Here is a 26,534-nt window from a genome sequence, read left to right on the forward strand (position 1 = left end):
CTTCACACCCTCATCAAAACATTTTTATCAGCTTACTAAATATATTCAAATGAACCTTAGCCATATTTTCTATTGTATACTTTGATATCTTTTTCAAACTAGATTCCGAGAATTTTTTCAATAAAGATTTGTCATTATACAATAATTGAATATCTTTCGATGCTTGCAAAAAATCTTCTGGATTAACGATAAAACCATTATTATCATCAACAAGTTCCAATCCAGCAACACATTTATCAGATGATATTATGGGAAGACCATATGACATAGCTTCATTAATGACCAATCCCCAAACATCACCACGAGTCATCAATATAAACAAATCGGACATTCTATAATAATCAGCTAATTCACTTTTAGATTTAAAGCCAATGTAATAAACATTGTCAAGTCCATTTTTTTCTTTTAATTCTACAAATTCACGGGTAGGCTCGTCCCCAACAATAACAAAAGCGATATCCAAATTTTTCAAGACAGAAGCTATTTTCAAAAGAACATCAAAGCCCTTTCCATATCCCCGATCATACGAAAAACGACCTACAGAAAGAACAACAAACCGCTCTTTTACATTTAATTTTTTTCTAAGATTATCTTTATTAGCTTCGTTTAATGGATTTTCAATATCAGCATTTTTTATAGAAGAAAAAGGATACTCGTACACTTGATCTCGTTTTGCACCATAATGAACAAGATAATTTGTTGTCACAGAACCAGAACTAAGCCAAGCCGACGCAGCACCGATGAAATGTCCTTTTACCTTCCTTTTCGACCAAGAATCTTGCGAAATTCTCCCACCATCAGCATTCAATACAAATGGGATTTTTTTTAACCTCATATATTCAATGCAAATCATGGATGTAAAAGTAGAATACCCCCCGATTACAATCAAATCGAAATTTTTTTTCTTTATATACTTTATAGCATCTAACGCCAAAGAACTTTCATTACCAATTTTTATGCTCTTTAAATAATTTTCTTGGAATAGAATCTTTTCGTCAGAACGCCATTTTTCATCTCTATCTTGAGCATTATTTCTTTCAAATAACACCGTAACATCAATCCCGCAACGAACAAGTTCATTAAAAAACTCTACGCGATAAGGCGATGGTAAGTTTGTCAAATAAAGAATTTTCATTTAATGACATCCTTATAAAGTTCAACATAGCACTGTGATGCTTTTTGTTTATCCATTATGTTATTCGATAAATTCGGATGAACATAAAGAACATCCTTATACCTACCCTGTTCAACAACGTTACCATCAGGAACAGATTCCATACTACCGCCTGTTTTGTAAGTGATAACAGGTGTTCCACAGGCTTGAGCTTCAAGGTTTACAGTAGGGTAATTATCTTCGTAAGTCGGATTAAAAAAAACATCTGCAGCCGTGTAAATTTCAGCCAGTTCTCGAACATTATTTGTTCTTGTAATTTTTAGAATATTTGAAGGCAATTCTTTTTTTTGCGGTTCCGTAAGTCCAACAAGAACAATTTTATAACTATCGTCAAGAATCTTTGATAGTTCAACAAAATCTTTCACCCCCTTACGAGCTTCCCATGTACTTGCAACTCCCAGGATAACAATTTTACCGACAAGCCCATTTTTTTCCTTGAAATCACTGGAAGTCGGTTTAAAAACATTCAAATCAATTCCATTAGGTATCACCTTTACAGGATATTTGTTCAAAAAAGATTGATTAACCTCGTTTGCAAGCCAATTTGAAGGAGTTACAAGAGTCATTTTTTTTACACTTGTGAACAAAGCTTTCTTTTTTAGCCAATTCTGCTTTGAAGCATCCCACAAGCAACTTGACGGATAACGTTTCTTTTGCGGGCAATTAAAACATCCCGTTTTCCATTTATCACACTTTACATAGCTATAATACGCACAATGCCCAGTAAACGCCCAGCAATCATGCAACGTCCAAACAACAGGCTTATCGGCTTTGGCTAGATAATTGAACAAGACTTCGATATTAATGTAATAGCCATGGATATTATGTAAGTGAATCAAATCGGGGTTATATTCTTTAACCCATTCAATAAACTTTTCAGTATCACGCCTAGAACTAAAACCGGCATTGTCAAAGATTCTGCTCTGCAATGCATGGAGTTTCACATCAAAATCGCTACCAATGTGGATCGCATACTTCCGATATTTTTCAGGGACAGTTTCACGACCATACGCGATTTTACATTCGTGCCCATTCTGCTCCATAATCTCGGCTAAATCGGTACAAATCCTTCCCGTACTGCGAATTCCGCAAACACTGTTTATCTGGAGAATTTTCATGCTGTCCTCACATGCGACAAAATAGCACGATATGTTCTATCAATCTGATAATTCTCCAACAGATACTGATATCCCGCATTGCCCATAACCTCACGATTACTTGCAAGCATTCTGTCAACGCATGCAACAAATGCTTTTACATCATTACTTTCGCACCAATAACCGTAGCCATTTTCTTGAGCGATAAAACCAATATCTGTATTCGGGTCAGTCGCTGCAATTATTGGCATTTTTGCGGCAAGGTATGAAAGCAAACGCGACGGATAATTAGGTATAGTAAAGCGATGATCTAAAAATATCAAGCCGACATCACAATTTTGAGCAAGCGTTTCATAATCGTCTCTCGGCAAGCGATTAAATAGCGTTACATTTTTCGGGTTAGCAGAATCTATCCAATTCTGAATTTTGCCAAATTCAGTTCCATCGCCTGCGATAGCAAAATAGACCTCATTTCGATTTTTGAGTGCATCCAGACAATCTATTAAGAATGGTATTCCTTGAGGTTTTCCAAGGTTTCCGCCATAAATAAATATTGGTCTGTCTAAAGGAAGTTTGTACTTTTCACGAATAGCCGTTCGTTCCCGTACAATCTCTTCAGGACTTCTAGTTTCCGGCACAACATCAATAGAATTCGGAGCAACTTCGACACGTCTCGGGTCAACAAAGTCGTTGTGATCCAGCACGAACTTAACATTCGCAGGCGACATACAGCCGATATAGTCGCTGTTCTTGTAGAGTTCAATTTCTTTCTTGCGGAACATCTTGTAGAATAAACTATTCTTGCCAAACATTCCGATATCAACCGCATTCTGCGGAAATATATCCTTCAGCAATAGGTACGAAATGATATGGGGATTTTCTTTTTTAAGGAATTTAATGACCTTGGTAAAAGTGATGGGAGGCGTTGAATAAAGTACCAGATCAAATTTTACACCTTTTAGGTACTTTTTTATTGCAGACTTATACTGCGATTCTATAAGGAGTGTTCCAATTCCCTTTTCAACGACATTGGTCTTTTGGATGTTCAACGTTTTAACACCCAAAATTTTCACGCCACCCGATTCAATCAATTCTGTTTTTTTACCAAATCGCCGTTCGAGAGGCGTTACAATATACACCGAATGTCCCTCATCACGGAACTTGCGCATGAGGTCTGTGTAGATGCCATGCTCAACAGGATTTAAGATTTTTACAAGGGTAAGAAAAAGTATATTCATCATCACCCTTTACTTCGAATACAATCCGTCACCATTCATAAAACAGATCGATTTCATGCCCAATTCACGCGGAGCAATAAAATCTTTTTTCGGATTATCACCAACATATACCATTTGTTCAAACGGGACATTCAACCTTTTTTGCATAATCCGGAAAGCGATATCGCAAGGTTTACGGAATTGGGCGCCCCCCAACTCATCGGTGATTATAAATTCATCGACCAAATTTTCAAGGCCCAATGCTGCAATTTTAGCCCGTTGACCTTCAGGGCGACCATCGGTAATTACACCGATTTTGATGTTTCTTTCACGAAGTTTCTTGATTAGCGATTCTGCGCTGTCATAAAAATGAATGTTCGGAGCATGATTTCGGTAGATAGCCAAACATTCCTTTTTCAATGCATCATTATCGCCAAAGACTTCATCAAAAGCCGGCTTGCCATTTTCAAAGGCGTTCCACAATTTTTCATCCAAATTCTCTATTTCAGGGTATTTTGCTGCCACGGCTTCAAATCCGCTTTTGATATATTCCTTCTCGCCGTACAAGGTGTCATCTAAATCGAATATAACAGCTTGTATTCCCGCCAAACGGGATTCAACCTCGTTCAAGGAATTAACGACTACCGGAGCATTGTCTTCACTTACACAAATGCTTTGATCAAAGCGACTGTAAACAGCGTTGTCCTTGGCCGCCTTGGGCTGATATTCAACCTTTTTACCCATTAAAAGTTCAATACATGCCTTTGCGCTATCTGCGCCCGCCTTAATACTTAGCGGCGCACCACCACCAAAACGGGGGTTGATTTCGATGTAGTAATTGTCACCAGTCGAATTCTGCTTAATAAGCTGAACTGTAATTGCCCCACTCGGCCTGTAATCGGCAAGTAGGTGCTTGCATTCCGCAATCATTACATTATCCTGGGCAATGCGGGTCTTCAAAACTTCGCCACTGCGCACAGCAACTCGTTCACGGGGGGTAATAAATATCGGATTTCCCTTAAAATCGCAGAATGCGTCAATCGTGAATTCAGTTCCCTCAATAAAAGGCTGGATGATGTAATCGTCAATCATTGAAGCGTAGGACTTTAGTTCTTCCGCATTGTGAACCTTGTAGGCGTTAATGCTACTGCTACCGTCCTTGGGCTTGATAAAGGCAGGAAAACCACCTTTATATTGAGTATAATCGTCAATCGGCTTGGGTGATTTTAGACCACATTTGATAAAATAATCTGCCGTAAAGCGTTTGTCGCGACAAAGTTGAACCTTATCTTCGGCAGCAATTAAGACTTCTGTACCGATGGCCGTAAATTTTGCTTTGTTTTTAGCCAAAAGCAAAAGATCAGTGTCTATTGTCGGAATCAGCGCGTTAATTTTCTCTTGTTCGCATATGCGCAAAAGTTCGGGAATGTATTCGGGAGCCTTAATTCGCGGAACAATAATCTTCTTGTCGCAATAAAAAAGTGCAGGTGCGTTGTCAACAATGTCAGCGCCATAAATCACGACATCGGCGTTCAAATCCGTAGCAGCCTTCTTAAAGGCCTGCATTAACTCTACTCGGCGACCAACGCTTGTAAAAAGAATACGAATCTGACTCATTTAGACCCCATGAATACTTCCATCGTGGCTTCGCCTTGCTGGCTTATACCTTCTCGTTTTACCGTTTTCAAAAGCGTCATGAGGATGATTTTTACATCACCCATGAAGGTCACGTTGTTCACGTATTCTACGTCGTATTTGAATTTCTGTTCCCAGGTGATGGCGTTGCGACCGTTTACCTGCGCAAGTCCGCTGAGGCCTGGGCGCACATCGTGACGATGTTTCTGCTCGGAATTGTAACGCGGCAGATATTCAACCAAAAGTGGTCTCGGTCCAATCACAGCCATATCACCCTTGAGAATATTGAACAGTTCCGGGAGTTCATCGAGGCTGGTGGAGCGGAGAAACTTGCCGTAAGCGTTCAGGCGCTTGTCGTCAGAGAGCAAGTTTCCGTTGGCGTCCTTTTCGTTCGTCATCGTGCGGAATTTGACGAGCTTGAAGATTTTCTCGTTGAGGCCCGGGCGCGGTTGCGTAAAGAACGGGTTGCCCTTCATCTTGATTGCGCCGAGGACGGTGAGCACGACGAGGACCGGACTCAGGCAGATGATGGCAGCCAAAGCACAGAAGAAATCGAGAGGGCGCTTGAAAAAACGAGCGTACATTAAGCGACCTCCGCAAAAAACGGTGTTTTTTTCCAATCTTCGGGGAACCCCATTTCACAAAGCGGAACGTTTGGATAGCTCTCGAGAAGTTTAAGCAGACGTTTTTTCGACTTGTTTTTAGGGTATAGAACAGGCGTTACGCCCAATACACGATTCCAAACGCGCTCATGGTGAGCACAAATATTGCGGACCACGTTTAACGACTTCATCCATGAAATGAACGCACCTTTCTGTTGCGAGAACGCCATCGAGATTTCATTCTGCAAGTTTTTATGCATACCTTCATAAAACTTGAGCATAGAACCAAAAGTCATAAGCTCTATAGCCATCCATAAAGGCAGACTTTCTTCACTATCACCGTATTTTGTTTTAAAAGCAACAACACAATAGCGTTCCCAAACCTGATCAAGATTCGTCCCCTCGACAAAGTCATCAGAATCAGGTTTTCGAAAAGGGAAAAGGTATCCAGACAAACGATAATAATTTATCCAATTCAGGCGTTCTATCAAAGTATCACGATTGCAAACAAGCCCCCGCCGTATCAGCAAGTCAGCCTGTTCTTCAACTGTCTTGTAGGTCTTTGTATACAACATCACGCCCCTCACAAACCTACAAACAAAAAAACTCACCGAAGTAAGCTATGCGTTGCCGCATTGAAGCCCGGTGAGTATGACATATATAATATAACAAATTATCCACAGAAAAACAAGCCTTCTGCAAAGAAACACCCTGGAGTTCCCCAATCAAAGCAGGAATGACACGGATAAAGCCGCGGACAGCCCAGATTATTCGGCTTCGCTCAGGACGACGAAGTGATGCATGGATTGCTTCGCTTTGCTCGCAATGACGTATTGTGTTCATAATCATTCAAAGCATTCCTTGATGGTCTGGATGATGGAGTCTTGCTGTTCGGGGGTCATCTTGTTGTCGCTCGGGAGGCAGAGTCCACGGGCAAAGATGTCGGCGCCGTTGTCCTGGCACTCGCCTGCGATGTAGGCGTTGGTGCGGGCGCGTCCGTTTCCGTTCGCGGTGATGAACGCGTGGCTCATGTACATGGGCTGCATGTGCATCGGTTTCCAGATGGGGCGGCCTTCGGCGTTCATGGCGGCAATGCGCTCGAGAATCTCCGTCGGGCAGCTCTTGCCTTTTTCGTGGATGTACAAGGCTTCGGTTTCGCCGCGCACCTGCTTGCACATGGCGTTCTTGTCGATGATCAGGCAACTGAGCCAGAAGTTCGGTTCACTGTGTTCGGCGTCGTAGGGGTTCATCTGCACCGGGAGTCCCTTCAGGCCTTCCTTGTAGCGCATGTAGATGGCCTTTTTCTGGGCGATGTGTTCTTCGAGGTAGGGCATCTGGCCGCGCACCACGCCCGCGATCACGTTGCTCATTCGGTAGTTGTAGCCGATTTCTTCGTGCTGATACCACGGGGCGGCCTCACGGCTCTGAGTGCTCCACTTGCGCACCTTCTCGGCGTCTTCCTTGCTGTCGGTGAGGAACATGCCGCCACTAGAACCGGTGATGATCTTGTTGCCGTTAAAGCTGATGGCGCTGTAGTCGCCAAAGTTGCCGGTCTGCTTGCCCTTGTAGCTTGCGCCGAAGCTTTCAGCGGCGTCTTCGATGAGGAGGGCGTTATGCTTTTTGCAGATGGCGCGGATTTCGTCAACGCGAGCCGGGGTTCCGTAGAGGTGCACGAGTACCACCAGGCGCACGTCCGGATAAATTTCGAAGGCTTTCTCGAGGGCGACCGGGTCCATGTTCCAGGTTTTGTATTCGGTGTCGATGAACACGGCCTCGCCATTCTCGTAGGCGATGGGGTTCACGGTGGCATCGAACGTCATGTCGCTGCAGAACACCTTGTGATTCTGGAGCGCTCCGGTGCCGGCCTTGGGCATGCCGTAGAGCGCTTCGCCAGCGAGCTTAGTGCAGAGGTGGAGCGCGGCCGTGCCTGCGGAGAGAGCGACGGCGTACTTGCAGCCGACCTTCTCGGCGGCGAGGCGTTCGACCTCGTTGATGTTCGCGCCGACGGTGCTCATCCAGTTGGTTTCGTAAGCCTCGGTGACGTACCTAATTTCGTCGCCGTGCATCGTGGGGCTAGAGAGCCAGACCTTCTTCTCGAAACGCGTCATGGATTACCGCAACCTCGGGATATTCCGGCCAACATTTGTGTATAGCGACCACCGCTATCCCTTGTCCGGCCGGACGTGGAACTATTTGCAGCAAATTATAGTAATATTATTGTAATTTTGAAGGTTTACTACCAATTTAATGACAGAAATCTTACTTTTTTGAGTTGCGGGAGGAGATTACTCCCCCAATATCCATTCGCCAAAGAACGGATCTTCGAGTCCATAGCCAGTTGTCTTGATGACATATCCCTGCTTCAGCAGGCGCTTGATGGAGCTGAACAAGGTACTGGACGCCACCGACCGGTCTGCCATAGGGTTACTCCTATTGGCAAGTGCGATCATCACCTTGCGGTCGGTGCGATTCATATTCGCCCACAGGCGCTCATAGTCCAGAGAATGTTCCTCCACCTGCTTCTTTATGGCATACGCCACTGGATTTTCCTTTATCTTGCCATACTCGATAGCGTTATAGACCGCAGCCGAGAGCTGCTGCGTGTAGTAAGGGTGCACATCCGTAAACTTCAGAATTTCTTCGGTAATGGAGGCCTTCTGTGGAGCGGGCATATCAGGCAAGCGGCTTTCAATGTAGGCATAGAAGTCCCCATACGGGATTTTTTTCAGGTTCATACGTTCACCAAAATGGAAAAACGGGGACTTTTTCTTTTCGAAGATTTCTTCCATCATAGATTCCTGGCTACCCATAAAAATGTAGTTCAGCCCCTTTTGCCGTTGCATAATGGCACGCAGCTGTCTTGCCAAGGTCTTGTCGATGGAGTTCACTTCCTGGAATTCATCGAACACAACAATAAGCCGGTTCTTCACAGAAGACACCTTCTCCAACAGATCCAAAGAATCCTCCAGCATGGCGGAAGACTTGCCCACCGAAGGGACAAAACTCACATCCATACCTTCAGTCATCGGGTTATAAGAGAGCGTAGGCACAACACGGAAAAACTTCATAAGATGCTTGATTTTTTCGAACTTATGTATCCGGAACACCTGACGCAAGATCTGAGAGGCCAAGTCCTCCACATTTAGCACTTTCATGAAATCGATGGTTATGGACGGGCGACCAATCTGCTGTAGAGCCTTAGCCACCAAGCTGCTCTTACCAAACCTACGGGGAGATATCAAAACTAGGTGGTTTTCGCTATCCAGCATCTGCTTGATTTGTTCCAGCTCATTCACGCGATCCGTGAAATATTCGTCTTCGACGATGGTACCAAACTTAAACGGGTTCATAAGCTGCTCCTTAAAATTCAATTCCACTCTATGCGAAAATTTTCGATGCGAAAAATTTCGCATTACAAGTTAATATAGTTTAAACAACTATTTTATGCAACATACACACACCCAAAAGTGTAAAGAATGGGCTGCAGCAAAGAACGCAGTTTCATTTTTAAACATTCGAGTTTCATTTCAATACACTACACCCAAAAATCACCCTTGATTTGCGTTCTTGCGCGGGGAAACCGGTTTTGGCACGGAAATTGCTTTAAAAGGGTCGAACAAGAAAATGGTCCAATTTGGAACAGCTCCAACAATCAATTGGGCCAAGCAATTTAACTGGGCAAAAGCCCAAAAGAGGATAAAAATAATGATCAAGCCTTTAGCAGATCGAATCGTTGTCAAGCCGGCTGAAGCCGAACAGAAGACCTCCTCCGGTCTCTTCATTCCGGATAATGCAAAAGAAAAGCCGATGCAGGGTAAGGTCGTGGCCGTAGGTCCGGGTCGCAAGAACGACAAGGGCGAAGTCGTCGCTATGGAAGTCAAGGTTGGCGACGTGGTGCTTTACGGCAAATATAGCGGTACTGAAGTTACCGTCGACGGAGAAAACTTCCTCATCGTCAAGGAATCCGACGTTATCGCTACTTTGTAGTAGACAGTAGACAGTAGGCAGTAGACAGGATAAAAAATGGTGCCGTAGGCACATCTAAAACGGGCGGCGAAGCCGCGAAAATTTCACTTCTAACTTCCTACTTCCGACTTCTAACTAAATCAAAAATTTTAAAAAGGAAAACAAAAATGGCAAAGCAATTGAAGTTTGATGTAGCAGCTCGCGAATCCCTCATGAAGGGCGTTGACAAGCTCGCCAATGCAGTTAAGGTTACTCTCGGTCCTAAGGGCCGTAATGTGATGATCGCTCGTTCCTTCGGTGCTCCGAACGTCACTAAGGACGGCGTTTCTGTCGCTAAGGAAGTCGAACTCGAAGACGCATACGAAAATCTCGGCGCACAGATGGCTAAGGAAGTCGCCAACAAGACTTCTGACGCTGCTGGTGACGGTACCACGACTGCAACCGTTCTCGCTCAGGCAATCACTCGTGAAGGCTTGAAGAACGTCGCTGCTGGTGCAAACCCGATGGACATCAAGCGCGGTATGGACGCTGCTGTCGAAGCTGTGATCAAGGAAGTCGGCAAGATGGCCGTCAAGATCAACGGCAAGGAACACATCGCCCAGGTTGCAACGATTTCTGCTAACAACGACCCGGAAATTGGCGAACTCCTCGCCAACGCTATGGAAAAGGTCGGCAACGATGGCGTCATCACCATCGAAGAATCCAAGACTGCTGAAACCGTCCTCGACGTTGTCGAAGGTATGCAGTTCGACCGTGGTTACCTCTCTCCGTACTTCGTCACGAACACGGACAGCATGGAAGTCGCTCTCGAAAATCCGTACATTCTCTTGTACGACAAGAAGATTTCTACCATGAAGGATTTGCTCCCGATGCTCGAACACGTTGCAAAGCAGGGCAAGTCTCTCCTCATCATCGCCGAAGACGTCGATGGCGAAGCTCTCGCAACGCTCGTTGTGAACAAGATGCGCGGCACTTTGAAGGTTGCTGCCGTTAAGGCTCCGGGCTTTGGCGACCGTCGTAAGGCCATGCTCGAAGATATCGCTATCCTCACTGGCGGTATGCTCGTCTCTGAAGACACGGGAGCAAAGCTCGAAGATGCTCCGGTCACCGTTCTCGGTAAGGCAAAGTCCATCACCATCACGAAGGACAACACCACGATCGTCGAAGGTGCTGGCGACGCCGCTTCTATCAAGGGCCGTATCGCTCAGATCAAGAAGCAGATTGAAGCTACCACGAGCGACTATGACCGTGAAAAGCTCCAGGAACGCTTGGCAAAGCTCGCCGGTGGCGTTGCTGTGATCAAGGTCGGTGCTGCTACCGAAGTTGAAATGAAGGAAAAGAAGGACCGCGTTGACGACGCTATGCACGCAACTCGCGCTGCTGTCGAAGAAGGTATCGTTCCGGGTGGTGGCGTTGCTCTCATCCGCGCTGAAAAGGCTATCGACGCTCTCACGTTCGACAATGCCGACCAGAAGACTGGTGCTGCAATCATCCGCCGCGCTATCGAAGAACCGCTCCGCCAGATTGTCCAGAACGCTGGCCTCGAAGGTTCTGTGGTTGTGAACAAGGTCAAGGAAGGCAAGGACGGCTTTGGCTACAATGCTAAGACCGACACTTACGAAGACCTCATCAAGGCTGGTGTCATTGACCCGGCTAAGGTGACCCGCACGGCTCTCAAGAACGCCTCCTCCATCGCTTCGATGATCCTCACGACTGACTGCGTGATCACCGAAAAGAAGGAACCGAAGGCTCCGGCAGCTCCTGCTATGGATCCGTCCATGGGCATGGGCGGCATGATGTAATCAACCGCAGAATGCGCGCAAATGTCAAACGACAAGTGCGCGCGACCTAGAATTTCATATTCTAACTCCACTGAAATCCCGACTCTCACGAGTTCGGGATTTTTTTTTCGATTAATTCATTCGCTTAGTTCAAATAAAAACTTAATCCGCCTGTAAAGCCATAACTAGCAATACTACCTTCAACAAGCGACATTACGAAACCAGCACTCACTTCAACCCAATAGAACCTATACCCCATCGTAAAATAGTTCGAATGAATTCCAGAAAGGTCCGGACTCCCCCCTTCAATTTCGGGACTTGGCGCATAGATGCTCAGGCTATAGTTTAAAAAGAAATCGCCAAATATCAAACCGGCAAATCCACCACCAAATAAAGACGTGCTAAGGCCGTGACTTTCATTTGAAAAAGAATCACATTTATCATCGCTAAATAAAACAACTTCGCAATGCTCCCCCACATAATCGGCATCGAAGTTTTGGAGGTAAACCCCAATGAAAAATCCAAATTCAACGTGTGAAAAGTTGCCACCAAATGAGAAGTGGTGGTATATGCCGTTGTTGTACCCTAAGCCTGTCCCCCAAAAGGCACTATTAGCCTTGTAAAAGAAGTCAGCCTTGCCCGTAAATTCGACACCGCCCATTTTATAAAGCCAATCCGGTTCCACACTCTCTTTTGACTTATTTTTTGAATTTGACGTTTCTGGAGTAATCTTTACATCTCTTCGCGTATTACTATTAATTTTACCCGTAACACGCCAAGAAGCGGAATGTGGTTGTTGATAAGTATTTGCCCCATGGACTTCGGGCGCTTCAGAAGCCGTCATATGCAGCTTTTGAAAATGCGTATTGATACACCCCGTAGAGACTAGAGCAAACAAAGAGCAAAATACCGGAAAAAGAGCACGCTTTAAATTCATACTTACAAAATAAGTAAAAAGCGAAGCAAAGAAAAACAATTATACGCAAAAAAGGAGCCCGCGCAGGCTCCTTTAAATTTCATCTAATAGCCAATGACTAACGACCAATAGCCAATCGCTAGAACATCTTTCTCGTGTTGCGCTTGGGAGCAGGGGCCGCGTCATTGCCCTTCCCTTTCTTCTTGGGCTGCGGGGCTTCGTAGCGGTTGTTTTCGACAACGCTTTTGTTGCTAAACAGCGTTGCGTTATCAGCAGACTTTGTCTGCGACGAGAAGTGGTTGCCATCGCAACGTTCCGTCGGGCCGTAGCCCGCCGTGTAGAGGCAGTAAGTCTTTTCAGAGCAGAACTCACCTGCGATAAGACCCGTGTGGTTGCAGATGCCACGGCTAATCACTCCAGGCGGAACCGGGAACGGGAGCTTCGGCAAATCCTTGTGCAACTTAGTCATCGTGGCCATCCAAATCGGGAGAGCGTCTTCGGTACCCGTATGACCGGCACCCATGGTCCCCGGCGTATCGGAACCGACCCACACGCCCATCGTGTACTGCTTCGTAAAGCCGATGTACCACGTATCCGTGTAATCGTTCGTCGTTCCCGTCTTACCACCGCTCGGGTGGCGGAAACCGGAGTTCCAGACGCGGGCAGCCGTACCACGAACGTTCACGTCCTTGAGCATATCGACCATCAGGTATGCCGAAGCCGGGCGCAAGACTTCATGTTCGACCTTAGAATTCTTTTCGACAATTTCGCCATTGCGGTCCACGATGGATTCAATCATGTACGGTTCGATGCGGTTACCACCGTTCGGGAACACGGTGTAAGCAGACGTCATTTCCATAAGCGTTGCACCCACGGAACCAAGCGCCAAGCTCGGGACCGCCTGCAACGGAGCACGCTTGATGCCGAACTTGCGAGCGTAGTTCACCACGTTGCTGAGACCGTACTTCATACCGGTCAAAATGGCAGGAAGGTTCTTGGACTTGTACAGAGCGCGACGAAGCGTCATCATGCCTTCGAAGTCATGTTCGAAGTTACCCGGGCGCCAGACCTTGTTCGGGTTCTTGTCATCCGGATCCGGAATCGTCACCGGCTGGTCGTTCACGGAGTCGCAGGGGCTAGCGCCGTTGTCCATTGCGGTCGAATAGACAATCGGCTTGAACGAAGAACCCGGCTGGCGTAAGGACTGCACGGCACGGTTCCACTTGGACTTGTTGAAGTCGCTACCGCCCACCATGGCACGGATTGCACCAGTCTCATTCTCAATTATAATTGCGGCTACTTCTGCGTGATGATAACGGATACTGTCCGGGAAACGGGCATACTGGCCACGCTTGTTGCGGACAGTATCAGCCGCGAGATATTCCTTCTTGAAGAGCGTATAGACGCTATCGAAGTGCGCAACGACGCTGTCTTCAGGCATGTCATACTTCTTGGTGAGCTGGAGTCTGCGAGTAGCGCGGTACTTGATGCGGCGACGGACACGTTCAACCTGTGCATAGGCGACACTGTCAAGGAACGCCTGGATTTCCGGATCAATCGTACTATAGACGGACACGCCATCGGCATAGAGCGAATTTTCACCGTACTTCTTTTCCATGTACTTGCGTATTTCTTCGAAGAAATAAAGGCCCGTTCCGGTCACGTCTTCTTTCTTGGCGAGCACAATCGGCTCTTCAATATACTTGCGGTATTCCTCGTTCGTGATGTAGCCGGCATCGCGCATGGCATAGAGCACAGTGTTACGGCGGCGCTTGGAAGCCTTCGGATGACGGTCGGGGCGGTACGTTTCGGGGCGCTGCAACATGCCCGCGAGCACAGCGTATTCCGGGATAGAAAGGCTATCGAGCGGCTTGCCGAAGTAGAACTTGCCTGCCGCCTGGAAACCGTAGTTACCGCCAGCGAGGTAAACTTCGTTCATGTAGAATTCGAGAATTTCTTCCTTCGTGTAGGTCTGTTCGATGCGGATAGCCGTCATCATTTCCTTGATCTTACGGGAAAGCGAGCGTTCCGGCGTGAGGAAGAGGAGCTTGGTGAGCTGCTGCGTCAAGGTCGATGCACCGCGGAGCTTGTTGCCCGAGACGGCACTTTCGATAAGCGCAGACGGAATCGCCCAAACGTTCATGCCCCAGTGCTTGTAGAACGCACGGTCTTCGGTCGCCATCACGGCATGGATCGCATTCACCGGAATCGAGTCGATGGAAGTCCATTCGCGACGTTCCACGAAGTATTCGTGCGCAATTTGGCCATCCTTGTCGTAAATGTTCGTCACGAGTCGCGGATTAATCTGCTCGAGCTGCGAAAGCGACGGCAGTTCCGGCGAATAATGAATGTAGACGGCCAGCGCAGCGATAAACGCCACGAAAATCGGGCACATGAAAATAAAGAACCAACGGAAAATCTTGTTGGCAAAGGCAATCTTCACCACGCTCCAAATTTTCTGCCAAACGAGGGAACCATACTTGACGATGGCCGCACCTAAAATCTTCATGAATGATTTGAACTTATCCATTTTAAGTCACACTAAAAAAGTTTGGGGACAAAAATAGCTAATCCGGGCGACCTATTAGTTATACGGGAGCGCAATTAGGGGTTAAATAGGGGTTAATTCGGACATACATACAATCAAAACGGGAATGCAAGTAGTCAAAACAAGAACAAAAATGGTCAAAACAGGAATAAAAGCCGCAAAAACAGGAGTGCGCGGGAAGTACGCGAAAAATTTTTCAAAAAAAATCATTTTTTTTGCACTTTACCCTTGACATTATTTTCGATTATTCTATATTTGGACCCGTCAACGAGAGAAGACAACAAAACAAAACGCGGATGTAGCCCAACTGGATAGAGCGTTTGGCTACGAACCAAAAGGCTCCAGGTTCGAGTCCTGGCACCCGCAGAAGAAAAGGTTAGTCGCAAGACTAGCCTTTTCTGTTTTTGTTTACTAAGAAAATGCGCGACGCACTCGTGATTCCGGCCTCCGAGCCGGAATCACAACAAAAAGCCCCGGAACAAAGTCCGGGGTGACTGCATTAAGATAAAAGCCTCACAAGCTTTTTGGGTGGAAGCTTTTGCGGTGGGCAGGCGTGAAGCCTTGGCGGCGGATGGCGTCGAGGTGAGCCTTGGTGCCGTAACCGGCGTGCTTGTCAAAACCGTAACCCGGATAAAGTTCTTCTAATTTATCCATATAACGGTCACGGAAGACTTTCGCAAGAATCGAGGCGGCCGAGATGCTTGCGATGCGACCATCGCCTTTGACGATGGGCATCTGTTTTTCGGCAGGAACGCCGCGAATCTTGAGATTACCATCGACAGCAATGAGGATGTTAGGGAAACCGTTACTGGATCCTTCATTTCGCTGCGCTTCATTCAGGATGACATTTGCGGCGTCTTTCAAAGAACCTTTGACTTCGATGGGGATTTCAGGAGCAGTTTCGTTGAGACCTGGGAATCCGAGCGCTTGCAATGCACGACGCATCGCCAAGAAGTCCGCTTCAAGAATGTTGATTTCGTCAATTTCTTCGACGCTAGCACTTGCAATCGCATAGCATGCACAAGCGTCCTTGACCGCATCAAACATCGCTTCGCGCTTGGGGCGAGAAAGCTTTTTGGAATCGTTCAGCGTCAAGAGCGCATCGGGCGACTTGAGCACGGCAGCACAAGCGACAACAGGACCCGCGAGCGGTCCACGCCCAACTTCGTCAATGCCCACGACAATCGCGGAATTTTCCGACGCGTTTCCAGAAAGCGCTCCATTCGCACCCGCAGAAAACAAGTCCAAGTCACCGCCAAAGGCGAGAGGATTAGCCGCGAACCTGCGCAGCGCCACCTCCCCTTCTACCGGGGATTCAATGTTTTCCAAAAATGCGGGCAGTTTAAATTTCATAAGCCAAAAATTAGATAATGTAGGAGCAACACAAAACGCTTCATCGTCATTTTCTGCGATTAGCATTCGTCATTCTGAGCATCTCGCACTCGTCACCCTGAGCATAGCGAAGGGGCCAGTTACATTCCGCTTCTCTGTCATTTCGAACGAAGTGAGAAATCCAGTCATTTTTCGTTTCGCAATACAAGACTTCACTGGATGGGGCTATGCCCCAACTCTTTGGCTCGGTTATGCCCATGCAAGCATGGTCGCAACACTCGCCTTCTGAGTTGTCTTCCGCCTTCGGCGTCAGAATGACGCAGTACAAGACTTCACTGGATGTTTCGAGGCTTAGCCTCTCAACATGACGCGGTTCAAGAAGCTCTCAGGATGACGTTAGTGCAAACCCAGCGACTTGGCGTAGTCGCGAATAGTCCTCCAGTACAAAGCGTGTTCTTGCACGAGGACGCGGGCGGCAAGCGTATCAGCAGTGTCGTCTGGCATCACAGGAACTTTGGTCTGCGCCAAGATGCGACCGCGGTCAATTTCTTCACTGACGAGATGCACCGTCGGGCCAGATTCCGTTTCGTGCGCGGCAAGCACAGCTTCGTGAACGTGATGGCCAAAGAAACCTTTACCGCCAAACTTCGGCAACAGCGACGGATGAATGTTCAAAATGCGATCCGGCATGCGCTTGAGCATGCAAAGCGGGAGCGCCTTCATGTAACCCGCCAAAATCAAAAGGTCTACATCGTACTTGTCGAGAACTTCGAGCATCGCGGCTTCGAACACAGCCTGATCCGGATGAGTCTTACCCGAAATGTGGCGAACCGGGATTCCGAATTCTTCGGCATGATGCACTGCACCACAACCCGCGTTGTTCGTAATCAAAAACTTGCACTGGGCTTCGAGGTCACCCTCGCCAATGTGATCAATAATCGCTTTGAAGTTGCTTCCACCGCCGGAAGCCATGACGCCAATTTTAAACATGCGCCAAATATAGTTTAGTTATTAGTTATTAGTCTTTAGTCATTAGAAATTTGCATGATAAAAAGGTCCAGCAACTCCATACTCAGGCAAAATTATTAGTTTGTTGTATTTTTTTTACTTTTTACAACTACAACAACTAATGACTATAGACCAAAGACTAAAAACCAATCTACTTATGATCAATTCCTGGCGGAGTGCGGAGGTAATAGATGACGCACGGGACTGTTATGCAGACAACCCAGACTAAAAAATTGACGTAGACAAACCACGATTCAAAAGTCACGTGGGCTGGGATAACGTAAGCTTTCAACAGGGAAAACACGACGATGAGGAAAACGCCGGGGAGCATATGTGCAATCAACTTAGTCATACCCTAAAGATAATTCAAATCAAAAACATTTCATGTAAAAAGACTGCAAAATACAAGACTTTACTAGATGGGGCAAGCCCCAACCTCTTCGGCTCGGTTATATCCATGCAAGCATGGCTGCAACACTCGCCTTTCGAGGTTGTCTTCGGGCTACGCCCTTCGCTCAGGATGACAATTCAGCCCACCGTCTACTGCCTACTGCCTACTGCCTACCGTCTACTCATTTACTATCTTTCCACCCGTATAAACCTTTAAATATCGGACCTCATTATGAGCATTAAAGAATATCTTGCCGGTGCAAAAATGTCCGGCTCCGTCCAGAAGCTGATGACCCCGGGTCTCGCTGTGGAATTCATTCAGCCGTGGTACACCCCGCTTTCTACAACTCCTTCCACCACGGGTATTGCCGTAGGCGGTATCGGTTCTACGTTTACCGCAACGCCTGCAGGCACGACTCCCGTGATGAACGTGATGCCGGGCGTCCAGGTTCGCACCGAAAAGGCATCTGACCTCCGCTTCAACAACTTCTTCTTCAAGGAAGCTGTCCTCAGCGCAAAGGCTGCGCTCGTGATCGGCAACTTCGCTGCATTCGGCATTTACAACAACAACTTCCCGCTCCTCGACGAGAGCGGCGCACGCGTTTTCGGCGACGCCGACATGAAGGACCAGAAGAAGGCCGAAGCGAAGCTCAACAAGGTTCTCGCCGACAAGACTTTCTTCGAAACGAACAAGGCCGCTTTTGAACGCTGGCACATCCAGTTCAGCGACCGCACCCAGGCTTTAATTGCCGAAGGCAAGGACTCTGCCGCCATCAACCGCGCCGTGCTCATCGACTTCTTCGACGGCATGGTTGGCGAAAAGGCCGCCCGCGAAGGCGCCCTCACCGCCGCTTGGACAAACGACAGCGAATTCCTCGGCCAGCCGGGTTATGACGCCGCCAAGATGAAGTACACCGCCCTCTATCCGGTCAGCGAAACCGTTTACGAAGGCAAGGGTGTTTCCATCACCAAGACGCAGTCCAGCTACGTGACTCCGGGCGACGAACGCCTCTCCAGCCTCCCAGTGAACGCTACCGTCTTTACGCTCGAAAACAACACCAAGGAAACCCGCGAAGTGACCATTGTCCAGATTCAGGACAGCATCACGGGCTACATGGCCAAGAAGGACCGCCAGGGCGTTCAGGACTCCAGCTTTGTTCTCGTTCCGGCCGCACGTTTCCCGAAGGGTGTGCAGTTCGATAAGGAGCTCGAAGATGGCCGCTCTGTTCGCGGTATCGAATTTTATAACGAAAAGGCCCTCGCCGAAAGCGACTTCAACGGTTGCATGGGCGTGAGCGTGGCTTGGAACAAGAAGGACAACCTCAACGTTTCCGTGAAGCCGATGTTCTATCAGGATGACGCCAAGTCCGTCTTGAAGGCAGCTCTCCAGAGCGGTCGCGTTGCAAACTCCTGGGTCAAGAATGTTTACAGCGGCCGTGAAACAATTGCCGGCGCCATCGCCGTTACCGCAGTCCTCAAGCCGAAGCAGAAGGTCTCCTTCCAGTTCAACATGGTGCTCGACTTCCCGGAAATCAAGCTGAACAAGCTCACTTCCGCCAAGAAGTACACCGCATTCTATCCGGAAGCATACGGCCGCGTGGTCGCTCTCCTTACGGAAGCTCTCGCCGCCGACAAGACTTTTGACGACCGCCTCAAGGCATTTGAAAACCTTGTTCCGAAGAAGCCGGTCGCCAAGCTCTACAAGACTGCCGCCAAGCAGGCTGAATTCAAGAGCCTCGCCATCAACACGCTCAGCTTCCTCGCCGAAGCCACCGTGTGGGACAAGGAAGACCGCTTCCTCGTTCGCGAATGTGCCGACTATCCGTTCTTCAACTCTCTCGACGTTTACTTCTACGGCAGCTTTAGCTTGCTCGCCCTCATGCCGCGTCTCGATGGCGTTGTGATGAAGCGCTTTGGCGATGCCATTCTCGCCGTAAACGAAAACCGCCGCCGTCACCACGAATTTGTGAACCTCCCCTACGCCGACCTCCCGGATCCGAAGCTTGAAGGCCCGCGCGCTGTGCGTGGCGCAGTGATTCACGACCTCGGTAGCCCCTTCGACGCCGAACCGGATGCCTACGACTGGCACAACGTTAAGGAATGGAAGGACCTCGCTCCGAAATACGTGCTCATGGTCTACCGTCACTACCACAAGACGAAGGACATGCAGTGCCTCGCCGATTGCAAGGAAGCCGTCTATGCCGCCATGGAATACCTCGAAAAGATGGTGAACCCGGGCGAAAACTTCCCGCTCACGCACGGTACGGACGATACGTTCGACAACCTCTGCAGCTACGGCATCTCTGTTTACTGCGGTTCCCTCTGGATTGCAGGCCTCCGCGCTGCAGCAAAGATCGCTGAACTCCTCGGCGATAACGATCAGGCTGCCAAGTGGAACGAAAAGTCCGAAGCCGCCAACAAGGAATTTACCGAATCCCTTTGGGACGAAAACGAAGGCTACTTCCGCTTCTTCATCACTCCGATGGAAATGAAGGACTTGAACGTCGAAAAGTACGCCGAACTCCGCGAAGCCGTGAAGGTATCGCTCGAACTCCCGGAAGATCCGAACGCTGGCGTGAAGGCCATCAACGAATGGCTCTGCGCAGGTGAAATCCCGGACGGCGAAGACCTCTCCAAGAACGAACTCCGCGGTCTCAAGAAGGCTTGGATTACGGCTCAGTGCAAGGAAGCCTACACCAAGAGCTGGGAAGCAAAGATTGCCAACGACTGCGACGACGTGTTCGCCGATACGATGCTTGCCGATACCTACCTCCGCTTGCTCGACCTCGAACCGATCACCGACAGCGCAAAGGCCAAGTCTAACTTGCTCAGAATTTTCAATACGAACTATAAGGCCAACAGCCCGCTCATCGGTGCTGCAAACCTTGTTCATAAGGACGGTTCTCCGCTCGACGAATTCAACTTCCAGGCTCACGACGTTTGGATTGGTATTCAGTACAGCATCATGACAGCCATGATGTTCCACGGTTTGGAAAAGGAAGCCTCCGTGCTCGCTGATTCCATGATCGGAAACCTCTATGACGAAGCACGCGTTCCGTTTGCAGCACCGGAAGGATTCAACGGCTCTTGCCGCCTCCACCCGGAAGCTCTCGTTGCAAAGTTCGGCCTCAGCGCAACCGCCGCCGACAAGATGCACAAGGAACTTTTGAAGAAGGGCGCTCTCCTCGCCGACTCCCGCATCAGCCCGAAGCTCCCGCGCAATCTCGCCGCCTTCACGAAATCTTTCGGCGCCATTGCCAAGAGCAACAAGGTCGATGTGAACGAACTCTTCACGCTCCTCCACAGCACGGCACTCAAGTACACCGCTGGTAAGTACTTCCGTCCGGGCATGGTTTTCGCCCTGCTTTATAAGTAAGGAAAGGCAAGGCTCCAGAGAATAAGCTCGCACGCTCACAGGTCCTCCCTTCGGTGCGGAATTGTTCGCTTTGCGACTTATTCTCTTACGGATTAATGCAATTACTTGAAAGCTACGTTTTTGTATCCATAAACTTTAAACAGGTGTTCCAAGCGGAGCTCCTGTTTTTTAATCATCGTAGGCTTTTGGAACATCTTCGACACGCACCACATCAAGATCCACAATCATCATCTTATTGTCAAAATTGATATTTCCACCATCATTGAGAACAAGTTCCTTTGCACTATAATAAACGGGATCCGTATTCACTTTGAAAAAGATTTCCGATTTGCAGAGACATCTCTTGGCGTTTTCGTAATCATATTTCACATTTACGTAAAGCGTAGAATCCGAAGCTGAAACTTCCAGGCTGTCAATAACGACATCGCAAGTCATTGAAATATTTTTGATGGTAAAACCAACATTTTCAAGTGTTACATAACGATACACCTCTGGCGGAACCGCGGCATCAAGCATCGGGTCATCCACAGTTCGTCGCGCATCGCACTGAATAACGGCATCTGTAACAATCACGCGGGACGGATCAGAAACGGCTGAAGAGGATCCAACTATAGAAGAGGAAGATTCACCAGAATGCGTATTCGGAGCTACAGGAGAAGGATTATCGCCGCATGCGAAAAGCGCAAACGAGAGAGAAGTTACCAAAGCCGCCGAGACATAAACAGACGCCATTCTTGTCAAGTTAAACTTTTTCATAAAAAATCTCCTTCCAAGCAATTTTTCACAAGACCAAATATAAATTGCCGCTTCTTAAAAAGCAATACTATACGCAACAAAATATTAGAAATTTTCAATTTTAAGCAAGTTTTAACCACAATATTTTAAAATTAATTTCCATATGCAACAAAATGTTTGATATAGAAAAACCCCGACACCTGTCGGAGTTAAACGCACAAAAATCACGGTCTATGGAGAGACGATATCAATGCCTTCAAAAACAATCTGATCAATTTTCAGATAGGAACCGCTCTTGATAAAGATGCTGAAGAAGCCTATTTCCTTTGAAATTTCACTCCACGCCACCTGATAGCTATTGTCATCTAGCATTTCTTTGCCCGGACGGAGCACCACTTCGCGCCAGCCCTCCGCAACTTTCACGTTCCAAAGAGACTTGTGGAAATTGTTGTCGAGAACTTCGCGATAATGTTCCAGAGCCACATCAAATTCGCAGTCGCCGTTCACGGTCAAGCGAATAGCCGTGAGTCCACTCAAGTCATAATAGCCCGTATCAAGCCCAAGATGAGTCCCGAGCAGCACATAGCCTGAATCGCCCGGCACAAACTGCAACGAAAGAGCCTTGCCATGTCCAGGCTCCGATTCAATTGCAGCCGCAAAACCCTTTGTGGAATCAGGTTTCAAAAGCGTTGCGCCATCCTTTGCAATATAGTACCATCCATAGTTTGAATAAACTTTCGCAATGTTATTCAAGCTATCACCATCTTCAAAATCTTCGAATACAAATTCACGTGTAACGCCGGGCAAGCGAACAAGCGTATCAGCAACGGCGCCCGGTTCAAGAGAGACCTCGGCAACCATAGAATCACCAGCGATCACATTAAAAAGTCCCGCAGGTACATGTGCAAAAACGTATTCATCTCCAGAACGATTTGCAATATACGGAGTCGATTCCAACCGGAGATTTGCAAACAAGTTTTCAAGACTCGAATCACCCGCGCCTGTACGCAGCATCAAAGAGGACGAAGGCAACAATGAAATTTTAGAAGGCGCAGAATTTTCAGTCAGGCTAAGCGAAGACCAGCTCATCAGCGAAGAATCAGCACCCGCAATGCCTTCGACAAAGCAATTTCCGCCGGCACACGTTTCACTCGACTTTTCAAACTTTGCCGTTCCTGCCGAATCCGAAATAGACGTTTCGACCGCAGACAGGCTCGTCTTTGTGTACAACGTCACACTCGCTTGAGCAAGAGGCCGGTTTGCATCGTCTAGAACGACTACGGCAATTCCATTAGTCGTTTCGCTAGTCGCACCAGATAAGCCTGGATTGTTTTCGGTACATCCAGCCAAAAGCAGGCAAAGCAGGGCGCAAAGTTCCAAAATATTTTTCATCGTTCTTCCTTTTTCATCATTGGAAACAACTGAAAATTCAACTGGTAAACGCTATCACAAATTTCAGATGGCATCGCATTCACCACATTCACAATCGCACGGCGAGTTTCAGCAAGGATCTCACGGATTTTGTCAATTTGTTTGGAATCGAGCGCCATCGTAAGCGTACTGATATCACGTTTTTCCTTGGGCGTTTCGGCAATGGATTTACGCGCCAGTTCTGCAAGGCTCCCCTGGTAATCGCTGATGGACGCACTCAGCCAATGCTCTTTAGTCTTCAAGTGCGCATCGGTCGGAACAATGCGCCCGTCCTTGCGCTGTTCAGCAAGCCCGAGCTGCAAGAGAGCGTCTACGGCATTCTGCACCTGTGTCGCCGTGAGTTTCGGAACGCAGGATTCACCGAGGGATGCGGCATCGTCCGAACCGTGATAGTCAAAAACATCTAGCGCCGAGCGGATCATCGGGTAATACCACTGCTGGAAATAGCGGTAGCGCGCCTCGTCGAGTTCACGGCTTGCCGCTGGACGCATTTTTTGCAAAGATTCAAAATGCTTGCGAACCTGTTCATCATTTTTCGCCTTGCCATAGGCGACCATTTCACGGAAATACTCGGCCTTCGCTTCTTTAAAACGGAAAAACTGCACAAACGATTCAACGCACTTGGGAGAAACGTGGCGTTTGCCCTGCAAGATTTTCAAAAGCAAGCTCGCATCCATTTCCACAGCCGTAGCAAACACACGATAGCTGAACGTCGGGTCCAGCGATTTCTCGATTTCGTAAAAGTCCAAAAGGAACTTGCGATAATCGGAATAGTCATAGATATTGATGCGGTTTCTGGCAAGCATAGGCTACCTGAATCAAAAATAGGTTTTTCCCATAAAATTTCCAATTTTTTGACGCCTGCTTTATCATTTTTTTTCTAGAATCGTTGACATATTTGTCCACACCGTCCTGGGGCACATTCCACCCCTAGCCAGCAGCCACTAAATTGCTAAATTTGGAGTACTATGAGCTTAAAATTCGAAACCCCCATTACCGAAGTTCCGCTGTTCCACCAGGGTAAAGTACGTGACATGTACGACCTCGGCGACAGCTTCCTGATGGTCGCTAGCGACCGTCTTTCCGCTTTTGACGTGGTTCTCCCGACCCCGATTCCGGGCAAGGGCAAGATCCTGAACCAGCTTTCCCTTTTCTGGTTCAAGCACCTTGGCATGAAGAACCATCTCATCACCGCCGACGTGAACGAATATCCGGCAGTGCTCAAGAAGCATGCTGATTACCTCCGCGGCCGTTCCATGATCGTGAAGAAGGCTAACCGCCATTCTGTGGAATGCATCGTGCGCGGATACATCGTCGGTTCTGGCTGGAAGGACTACCAGAAGACCGGTAAGATCTGCGGTCACGTTCTCCCGCAGGGTCTCCAGCTCTGCCAGAAGCTCGAAAAGCCGCTCTACACGCCGAGCACCAAGCCGGACGTAGGCCACGACGAAAACATCAGCTTCGAACAGACTTTCGATATCGTTGGCGAAAAGGTTGCAACGACTCTCCGTGACATGTCCCTCGACATCTACACGAAGGCTCGCGACTACGCAGCAAGCAAGGGCATCATCCTCGCTGACACCAAGTTCGAATTCGGTGAAATCGACGGCGAAACCATCCTCATCGACGAAGTGCTTACTCCGGACTCCAGCCGTTACTGGCCGGCAGACAAGTACCAGGTTGGCAAGAACCAGGAAAGCTTCGACAAGCAGTACGTCCGCGACTGGCTCGAAACGCTCGACTGGGGCAAGACCTACCCGGGTCCGGAAATTCCGCCTGAAGTCGTGAAGAACACGCTCGCCAAGTACGAAGAAATCTTCGTGCGCCTCACCGGCAAGCAGCCCGAGCTGTAAGAGACCACTCGGCTCTATCGCATAAACAAGAATGTGATTCCGCCTCGCTCTCGCAACCACGCCTCGTTAAATAAATCCAAGCCGAATACAGCAGAAACAAGCTTGCTTGTTTCTATTGTTGAGGCGCCGGTTTATGCAATGAAATCGCAATACGAGGCGTTTGTTGCTCACGGAGACCGCACAGCTCTATCGCATAAGCAAGAATGTGATATTAAAAACGCGCAGACCTTCGGGCCTGCGTTTTTCTTTTTGCGTCATGTTGAGCGACAATGTCGCGAAACATCCAGTAAAGTCTTGTATTGCGTAACAAGAAATAACTGGGTCCTTCGTCACGTTGTTCCTCTGGACGACGAATTGTTCAACGTCATCCTGACGCCAACGACGGAAGACAACTCAGAAGGCGAGTGTTGCAACCATGCTTGCATGGGCATAACCGAGCCAAAGAGTTGGGGCGTAGCCCCATCCAGTTAAGTCTAGTGTTGTGAAACAAGAAATAACTGGATTCCTCACTTCGTTCGGAATGACGAAGACGCAATGACTGGATTCCTCACTTCGTTCGGAATGACGAGAATGCGGAACGCTCAGGGTGACGAGAGTGCGGAATGTTCGGAATGACGAAGATGCAACAATTACTCCAAATAATATTCCCGGAGTGCGTCAATGGTCGCGGTGGGCACGTGCATCCGCTGCGTGATAAAGTTCAAAAGCGAGCCATATTCCGCATTGATGCGCTTGAGCGGAATTTCAAGATACTCGCGTTTGACGCTCACCAAGAAATGCAGAATGTCGAGCTGCGTCTCCGTCATTCCCGATTGGCGGCCCTTGGCAGTCATCGCTTCGAGCGGCTTGCGGTACGAGTTTTCGGATTCCGCATAATCATCTAGAATGGCGTTGTCAGCGGCACCGAGAGCAGCAAGCATCAAAGCCGAGCAAAAACCACAGCGGTCCTTGCCCGAAGTACAGTGCCACAGCACAGGCGCCCCCTTTTGCGCAAGAACAGTTTCAAAGACTTTCGCATACTGAGCGCCCGCATAATCGCTATCGACAAAGTAATTATAGAGTTTATCCTTTAACAGTCCAGCAATCGGATGGCGGGCAATACCAAAAAGAAATTCCATAAAGTCCACGCCCGTCGCAGGCACCACCTGGTCCTTGTTAAACGCATCACCGTGCATGGAATCATCCAGGACAGGAATCAACACAGATTCCATTCCATCGAGAAGTTTGTCCGGCTTTTGCATGTATTCAAAGTCGGAGCGCAAATCAATCACCAGATGTACGCCAAAATCATCGCGCAGTCGGTGCAAATCATGCTCCGTCGCCTTGGACAAGTTGCTACTGCGGAAAAGCAAATTGTGCTTGACATGAGAGCCGCCGGCCGGAATCCCGCCGAGCTGTCGTGCATTGTCAATCGACTCGAACTTTAAAACATTCGCCATAAGCTCCCTTTCCTACACTTCAATATATGAAATT

22 protein-coding genes and 1 tRNA gene are annotated in these 26,534 nt (G+C 48.1%); 6 read left to right on the plus strand and 17 right to left on the minus strand.

Features of this window, described 5'->3' with window-relative positions; all coding sequences use genetic code 11:
- Positions 1 to 13: 13 nt before the first annotated feature.
- The 8 genes from B7990_RS11945 to B7990_RS11980 all read right to left on the minus strand — a co-directional run bounded on the left by B7990_RS11945 (position 14) and on the right by B7990_RS11980 (position 9,075).
- Complete coding sequence (locus B7990_RS11945) at positions 14 to 1,135, minus strand: glycosyltransferase family 4 protein (RefSeq protein ID WP_088641157.1); 1,122 nt, start codon at positions 1,133 to 1,135, stop codon at positions 14 to 16.
- Complete coding sequence (locus B7990_RS11950) at positions 1,132 to 2,292, minus strand: glycosyltransferase (RefSeq protein ID WP_088641158.1); 1,161 nt, start codon at positions 2,290 to 2,292, stop codon at positions 1,132 to 1,134. Before B7990_RS11950 ends, B7990_RS11945 begins: the two co-directional genes overlap by 4 nt.
- On the minus strand, positions 2,289 to 3,509 hold the full coding sequence (locus B7990_RS11955; protein WP_088641159.1) for a glycosyltransferase family 4 protein: 1,221 nt from the start codon (positions 3,507 to 3,509) through the stop codon (positions 2,289 to 2,291). Before B7990_RS11955 ends, B7990_RS11950 begins: the two co-directional genes overlap by 4 nt.
- 9 nt (positions 3,510 to 3,518) lie before the next feature.
- Positions 3,519 to 5,105 carry an HAD-IA family hydrolase gene (locus tag B7990_RS11960; RefSeq protein ID WP_176407314.1) on the minus strand — a complete coding sequence of 529 codons (1,587 nt, stop codon included), beginning with the start codon at positions 5,103 to 5,105 and terminating at the stop codon, positions 3,519 to 3,521.
- Positions 5,102 to 5,707, minus strand: a complete 606-nt coding sequence (locus B7990_RS11965) for a sugar transferase (RefSeq protein ID WP_088641160.1) — start codon at positions 5,705 to 5,707, stop codon at positions 5,102 to 5,104. The genes B7990_RS11960 and B7990_RS11965 overlap by 4 nt, the downstream gene beginning before the upstream one ends.
- Complete coding sequence (locus tag B7990_RS11970) at positions 5,707 to 6,300, minus strand: Abi family protein (RefSeq protein ID WP_088641161.1); 594 nt, start codon at positions 6,298 to 6,300, stop codon at positions 5,707 to 5,709. The genes B7990_RS11965 and B7990_RS11970 overlap by 1 nt, the downstream gene beginning before the upstream one ends.
- 270 nt (positions 6,301 to 6,570) lie before the next feature.
- Entirely contained in the window at positions 6,571 to 7,833 is a 1,263-nt protein-coding gene (locus tag B7990_RS11975) for a DegT/DnrJ/EryC1/StrS aminotransferase family protein (protein ID WP_088641162.1), read from the minus strand.
- A 177-nt stretch (positions 7,834 to 8,010) separates the two neighbouring features.
- Complete coding sequence (locus tag B7990_RS11980) at positions 8,011 to 9,075, minus strand: ATP-binding protein (RefSeq protein ID WP_217897550.1); 1,065 nt, start codon at positions 9,073 to 9,075, stop codon at positions 8,011 to 8,013.
- Between the two features lie 346 nt (positions 9,076 to 9,421).
- Here B7990_RS11980 and groES point away from each other — a divergent pair, with 346 nt between their 5' ends.
- Together groES and groL are read left to right on the plus strand one after the other, a co-directional pair.
- Complete coding sequence (gene groES / locus B7990_RS11985) at positions 9,422 to 9,712, plus strand: co-chaperone GroES (RefSeq protein WP_349680062.1); 291 nt, start codon at positions 9,422 to 9,424, stop codon at positions 9,710 to 9,712.
- A 146-nt stretch (positions 9,713 to 9,858) separates the two neighbouring features.
- Positions 9,859 to 11,493, plus strand: coding sequence for a chaperonin GroEL (gene groL, locus B7990_RS11990; RefSeq protein ID WP_072828114.1), 1,635 nt, complete (start codon positions 9,859 to 9,861; stop codon positions 11,491 to 11,493).
- Between the two features lie 124 nt (positions 11,494 to 11,617).
- Here groL and B7990_RS11995 read toward each other — a convergent pair whose 3' ends face one another.
- Positions 11,618 to 12,409 (minus strand): hypothetical protein, encoded by a 792-nt coding sequence (locus B7990_RS11995; RefSeq protein WP_141099274.1) that lies wholly within the window; start codon positions 12,407 to 12,409, stop codon positions 11,618 to 11,620.
- Between the two features lie 118 nt (positions 12,410 to 12,527).
- Positions 12,528 to 14,918, minus strand: coding sequence for a penicillin-binding protein 1A (locus tag B7990_RS12000; protein ID WP_088641165.1), 2,391 nt, complete (start codon positions 14,916 to 14,918; stop codon positions 12,528 to 12,530).
- A 310-nt stretch (positions 14,919 to 15,228) separates the two neighbouring features.
- On the opposite strand from B7990_RS12000, the gene B7990_RS12005 reads away from it, so the two are divergent.
- Positions 15,229 to 15,302, plus strand: a tRNA-Arg gene (locus B7990_RS12005).
- A gap of 147 nt (positions 15,303 to 15,449) precedes the next feature.
- On the opposite strand, the gene B7990_RS12010 is transcribed toward B7990_RS12005, so the two are convergent.
- The 3 genes from B7990_RS12010 to B7990_RS12020 all read right to left on the minus strand — a co-directional run bounded on the left by B7990_RS12010 (position 15,450) and on the right by B7990_RS12020 (position 17,628).
- Positions 15,450 to 16,289, minus strand: coding sequence for a ribonuclease HII (locus B7990_RS12010; protein ID WP_088641215.1), 840 nt, complete (start codon positions 16,287 to 16,289; stop codon positions 15,450 to 15,452).
- Between the two features lie 375 nt (positions 16,290 to 16,664).
- Positions 16,665 to 17,258: a phosphoribosylglycinamide formyltransferase gene (purN, locus tag B7990_RS12015; protein ID WP_088641166.1), complete on the minus strand. Its 594-nt coding sequence runs from the start codon at positions 17,256 to 17,258 to the stop codon at positions 16,665 to 16,667.
- 169 nt (positions 17,259 to 17,427) lie between these two features.
- Entirely contained in the window at positions 17,428 to 17,628 is a 201-nt protein-coding gene (locus B7990_RS12020; protein ID WP_014547299.1) for a hypothetical protein, read from the minus strand.
- Positions 17,629 to 17,898: 270 nt separating this feature from the next.
- On the opposite strand from B7990_RS12020, the gene B7990_RS12025 reads away from it, so the two are divergent.
- Positions 17,899 to 21,042 (plus strand): GH116 family glycosyl hydrolase, encoded by a 3,144-nt coding sequence (locus B7990_RS12025; RefSeq protein ID WP_088641167.1) that lies wholly within the window; start codon positions 17,899 to 17,901, stop codon positions 21,040 to 21,042.
- A gap of 168 nt (positions 21,043 to 21,210) precedes the next feature.
- Here B7990_RS12025 and B7990_RS12030 read toward each other — a convergent pair whose 3' ends face one another.
- From B7990_RS12030 to B7990_RS12040, 3 genes are all read right to left on the minus strand, one after another.
- Positions 21,211 to 21,798: a hypothetical protein gene (locus B7990_RS12030; protein WP_088641168.1), complete on the minus strand. Its 588-nt coding sequence runs from the start codon at positions 21,796 to 21,798 to the stop codon at positions 21,211 to 21,213.
- 210 nt (positions 21,799 to 22,008) lie between these two features.
- Positions 22,009 to 23,169 carry a hypothetical protein gene (locus B7990_RS12035; RefSeq protein ID WP_088641169.1) on the minus strand — a complete coding sequence of 387 codons (1,161 nt, stop codon included), beginning with the start codon at positions 23,167 to 23,169 and terminating at the stop codon, positions 22,009 to 22,011.
- Complete coding sequence (locus B7990_RS12040) at positions 23,166 to 24,014, minus strand: TIGR02147 family protein (protein WP_088641170.1); 849 nt, start codon at positions 24,012 to 24,014, stop codon at positions 23,166 to 23,168. The genes B7990_RS12035 and B7990_RS12040 overlap by 4 nt, the downstream gene beginning before the upstream one ends.
- Before the next feature lie 162 nt (positions 24,015 to 24,176).
- On the opposite strand from B7990_RS12040, the gene B7990_RS12045 reads away from it, so the two are divergent.
- Together B7990_RS12045 and B7990_RS14865 are read left to right on the plus strand one after the other, a co-directional pair.
- Positions 24,177 to 25,061 (plus strand): phosphoribosylaminoimidazolesuccinocarboxamide synthase, encoded by an 885-nt coding sequence (locus B7990_RS12045; protein WP_088641171.1) that lies wholly within the window; start codon positions 24,177 to 24,179, stop codon positions 25,059 to 25,061.
- Between the two features lie 33 nt (positions 25,062 to 25,094).
- Positions 25,095 to 25,532: a hypothetical protein gene (locus B7990_RS14865; RefSeq protein WP_141099275.1), complete on the plus strand. Its 438-nt coding sequence runs from the start codon at positions 25,095 to 25,097 to the stop codon at positions 25,530 to 25,532.
- A 158-nt stretch (positions 25,533 to 25,690) separates the two neighbouring features.
- Here B7990_RS14865 and B7990_RS12050 read toward each other — a convergent pair whose 3' ends face one another.
- Positions 25,691 to 26,500: a tyrosine-protein phosphatase gene (locus B7990_RS12050; protein WP_088641172.1), complete on the minus strand. Its 810-nt coding sequence runs from the start codon at positions 26,498 to 26,500 to the stop codon at positions 25,691 to 25,693.
- Between the last annotated feature and the right edge of the window lie 34 nt (positions 26,501 to 26,534).

The sequence above is a fragment of the Fibrobacter sp. UWB4 genome, from assembly GCF_002210345.1.
Taxonomy (GTDB): domain Bacteria; phylum Fibrobacterota; class Fibrobacteria; order Fibrobacterales; family Fibrobacteraceae; genus Fibrobacter.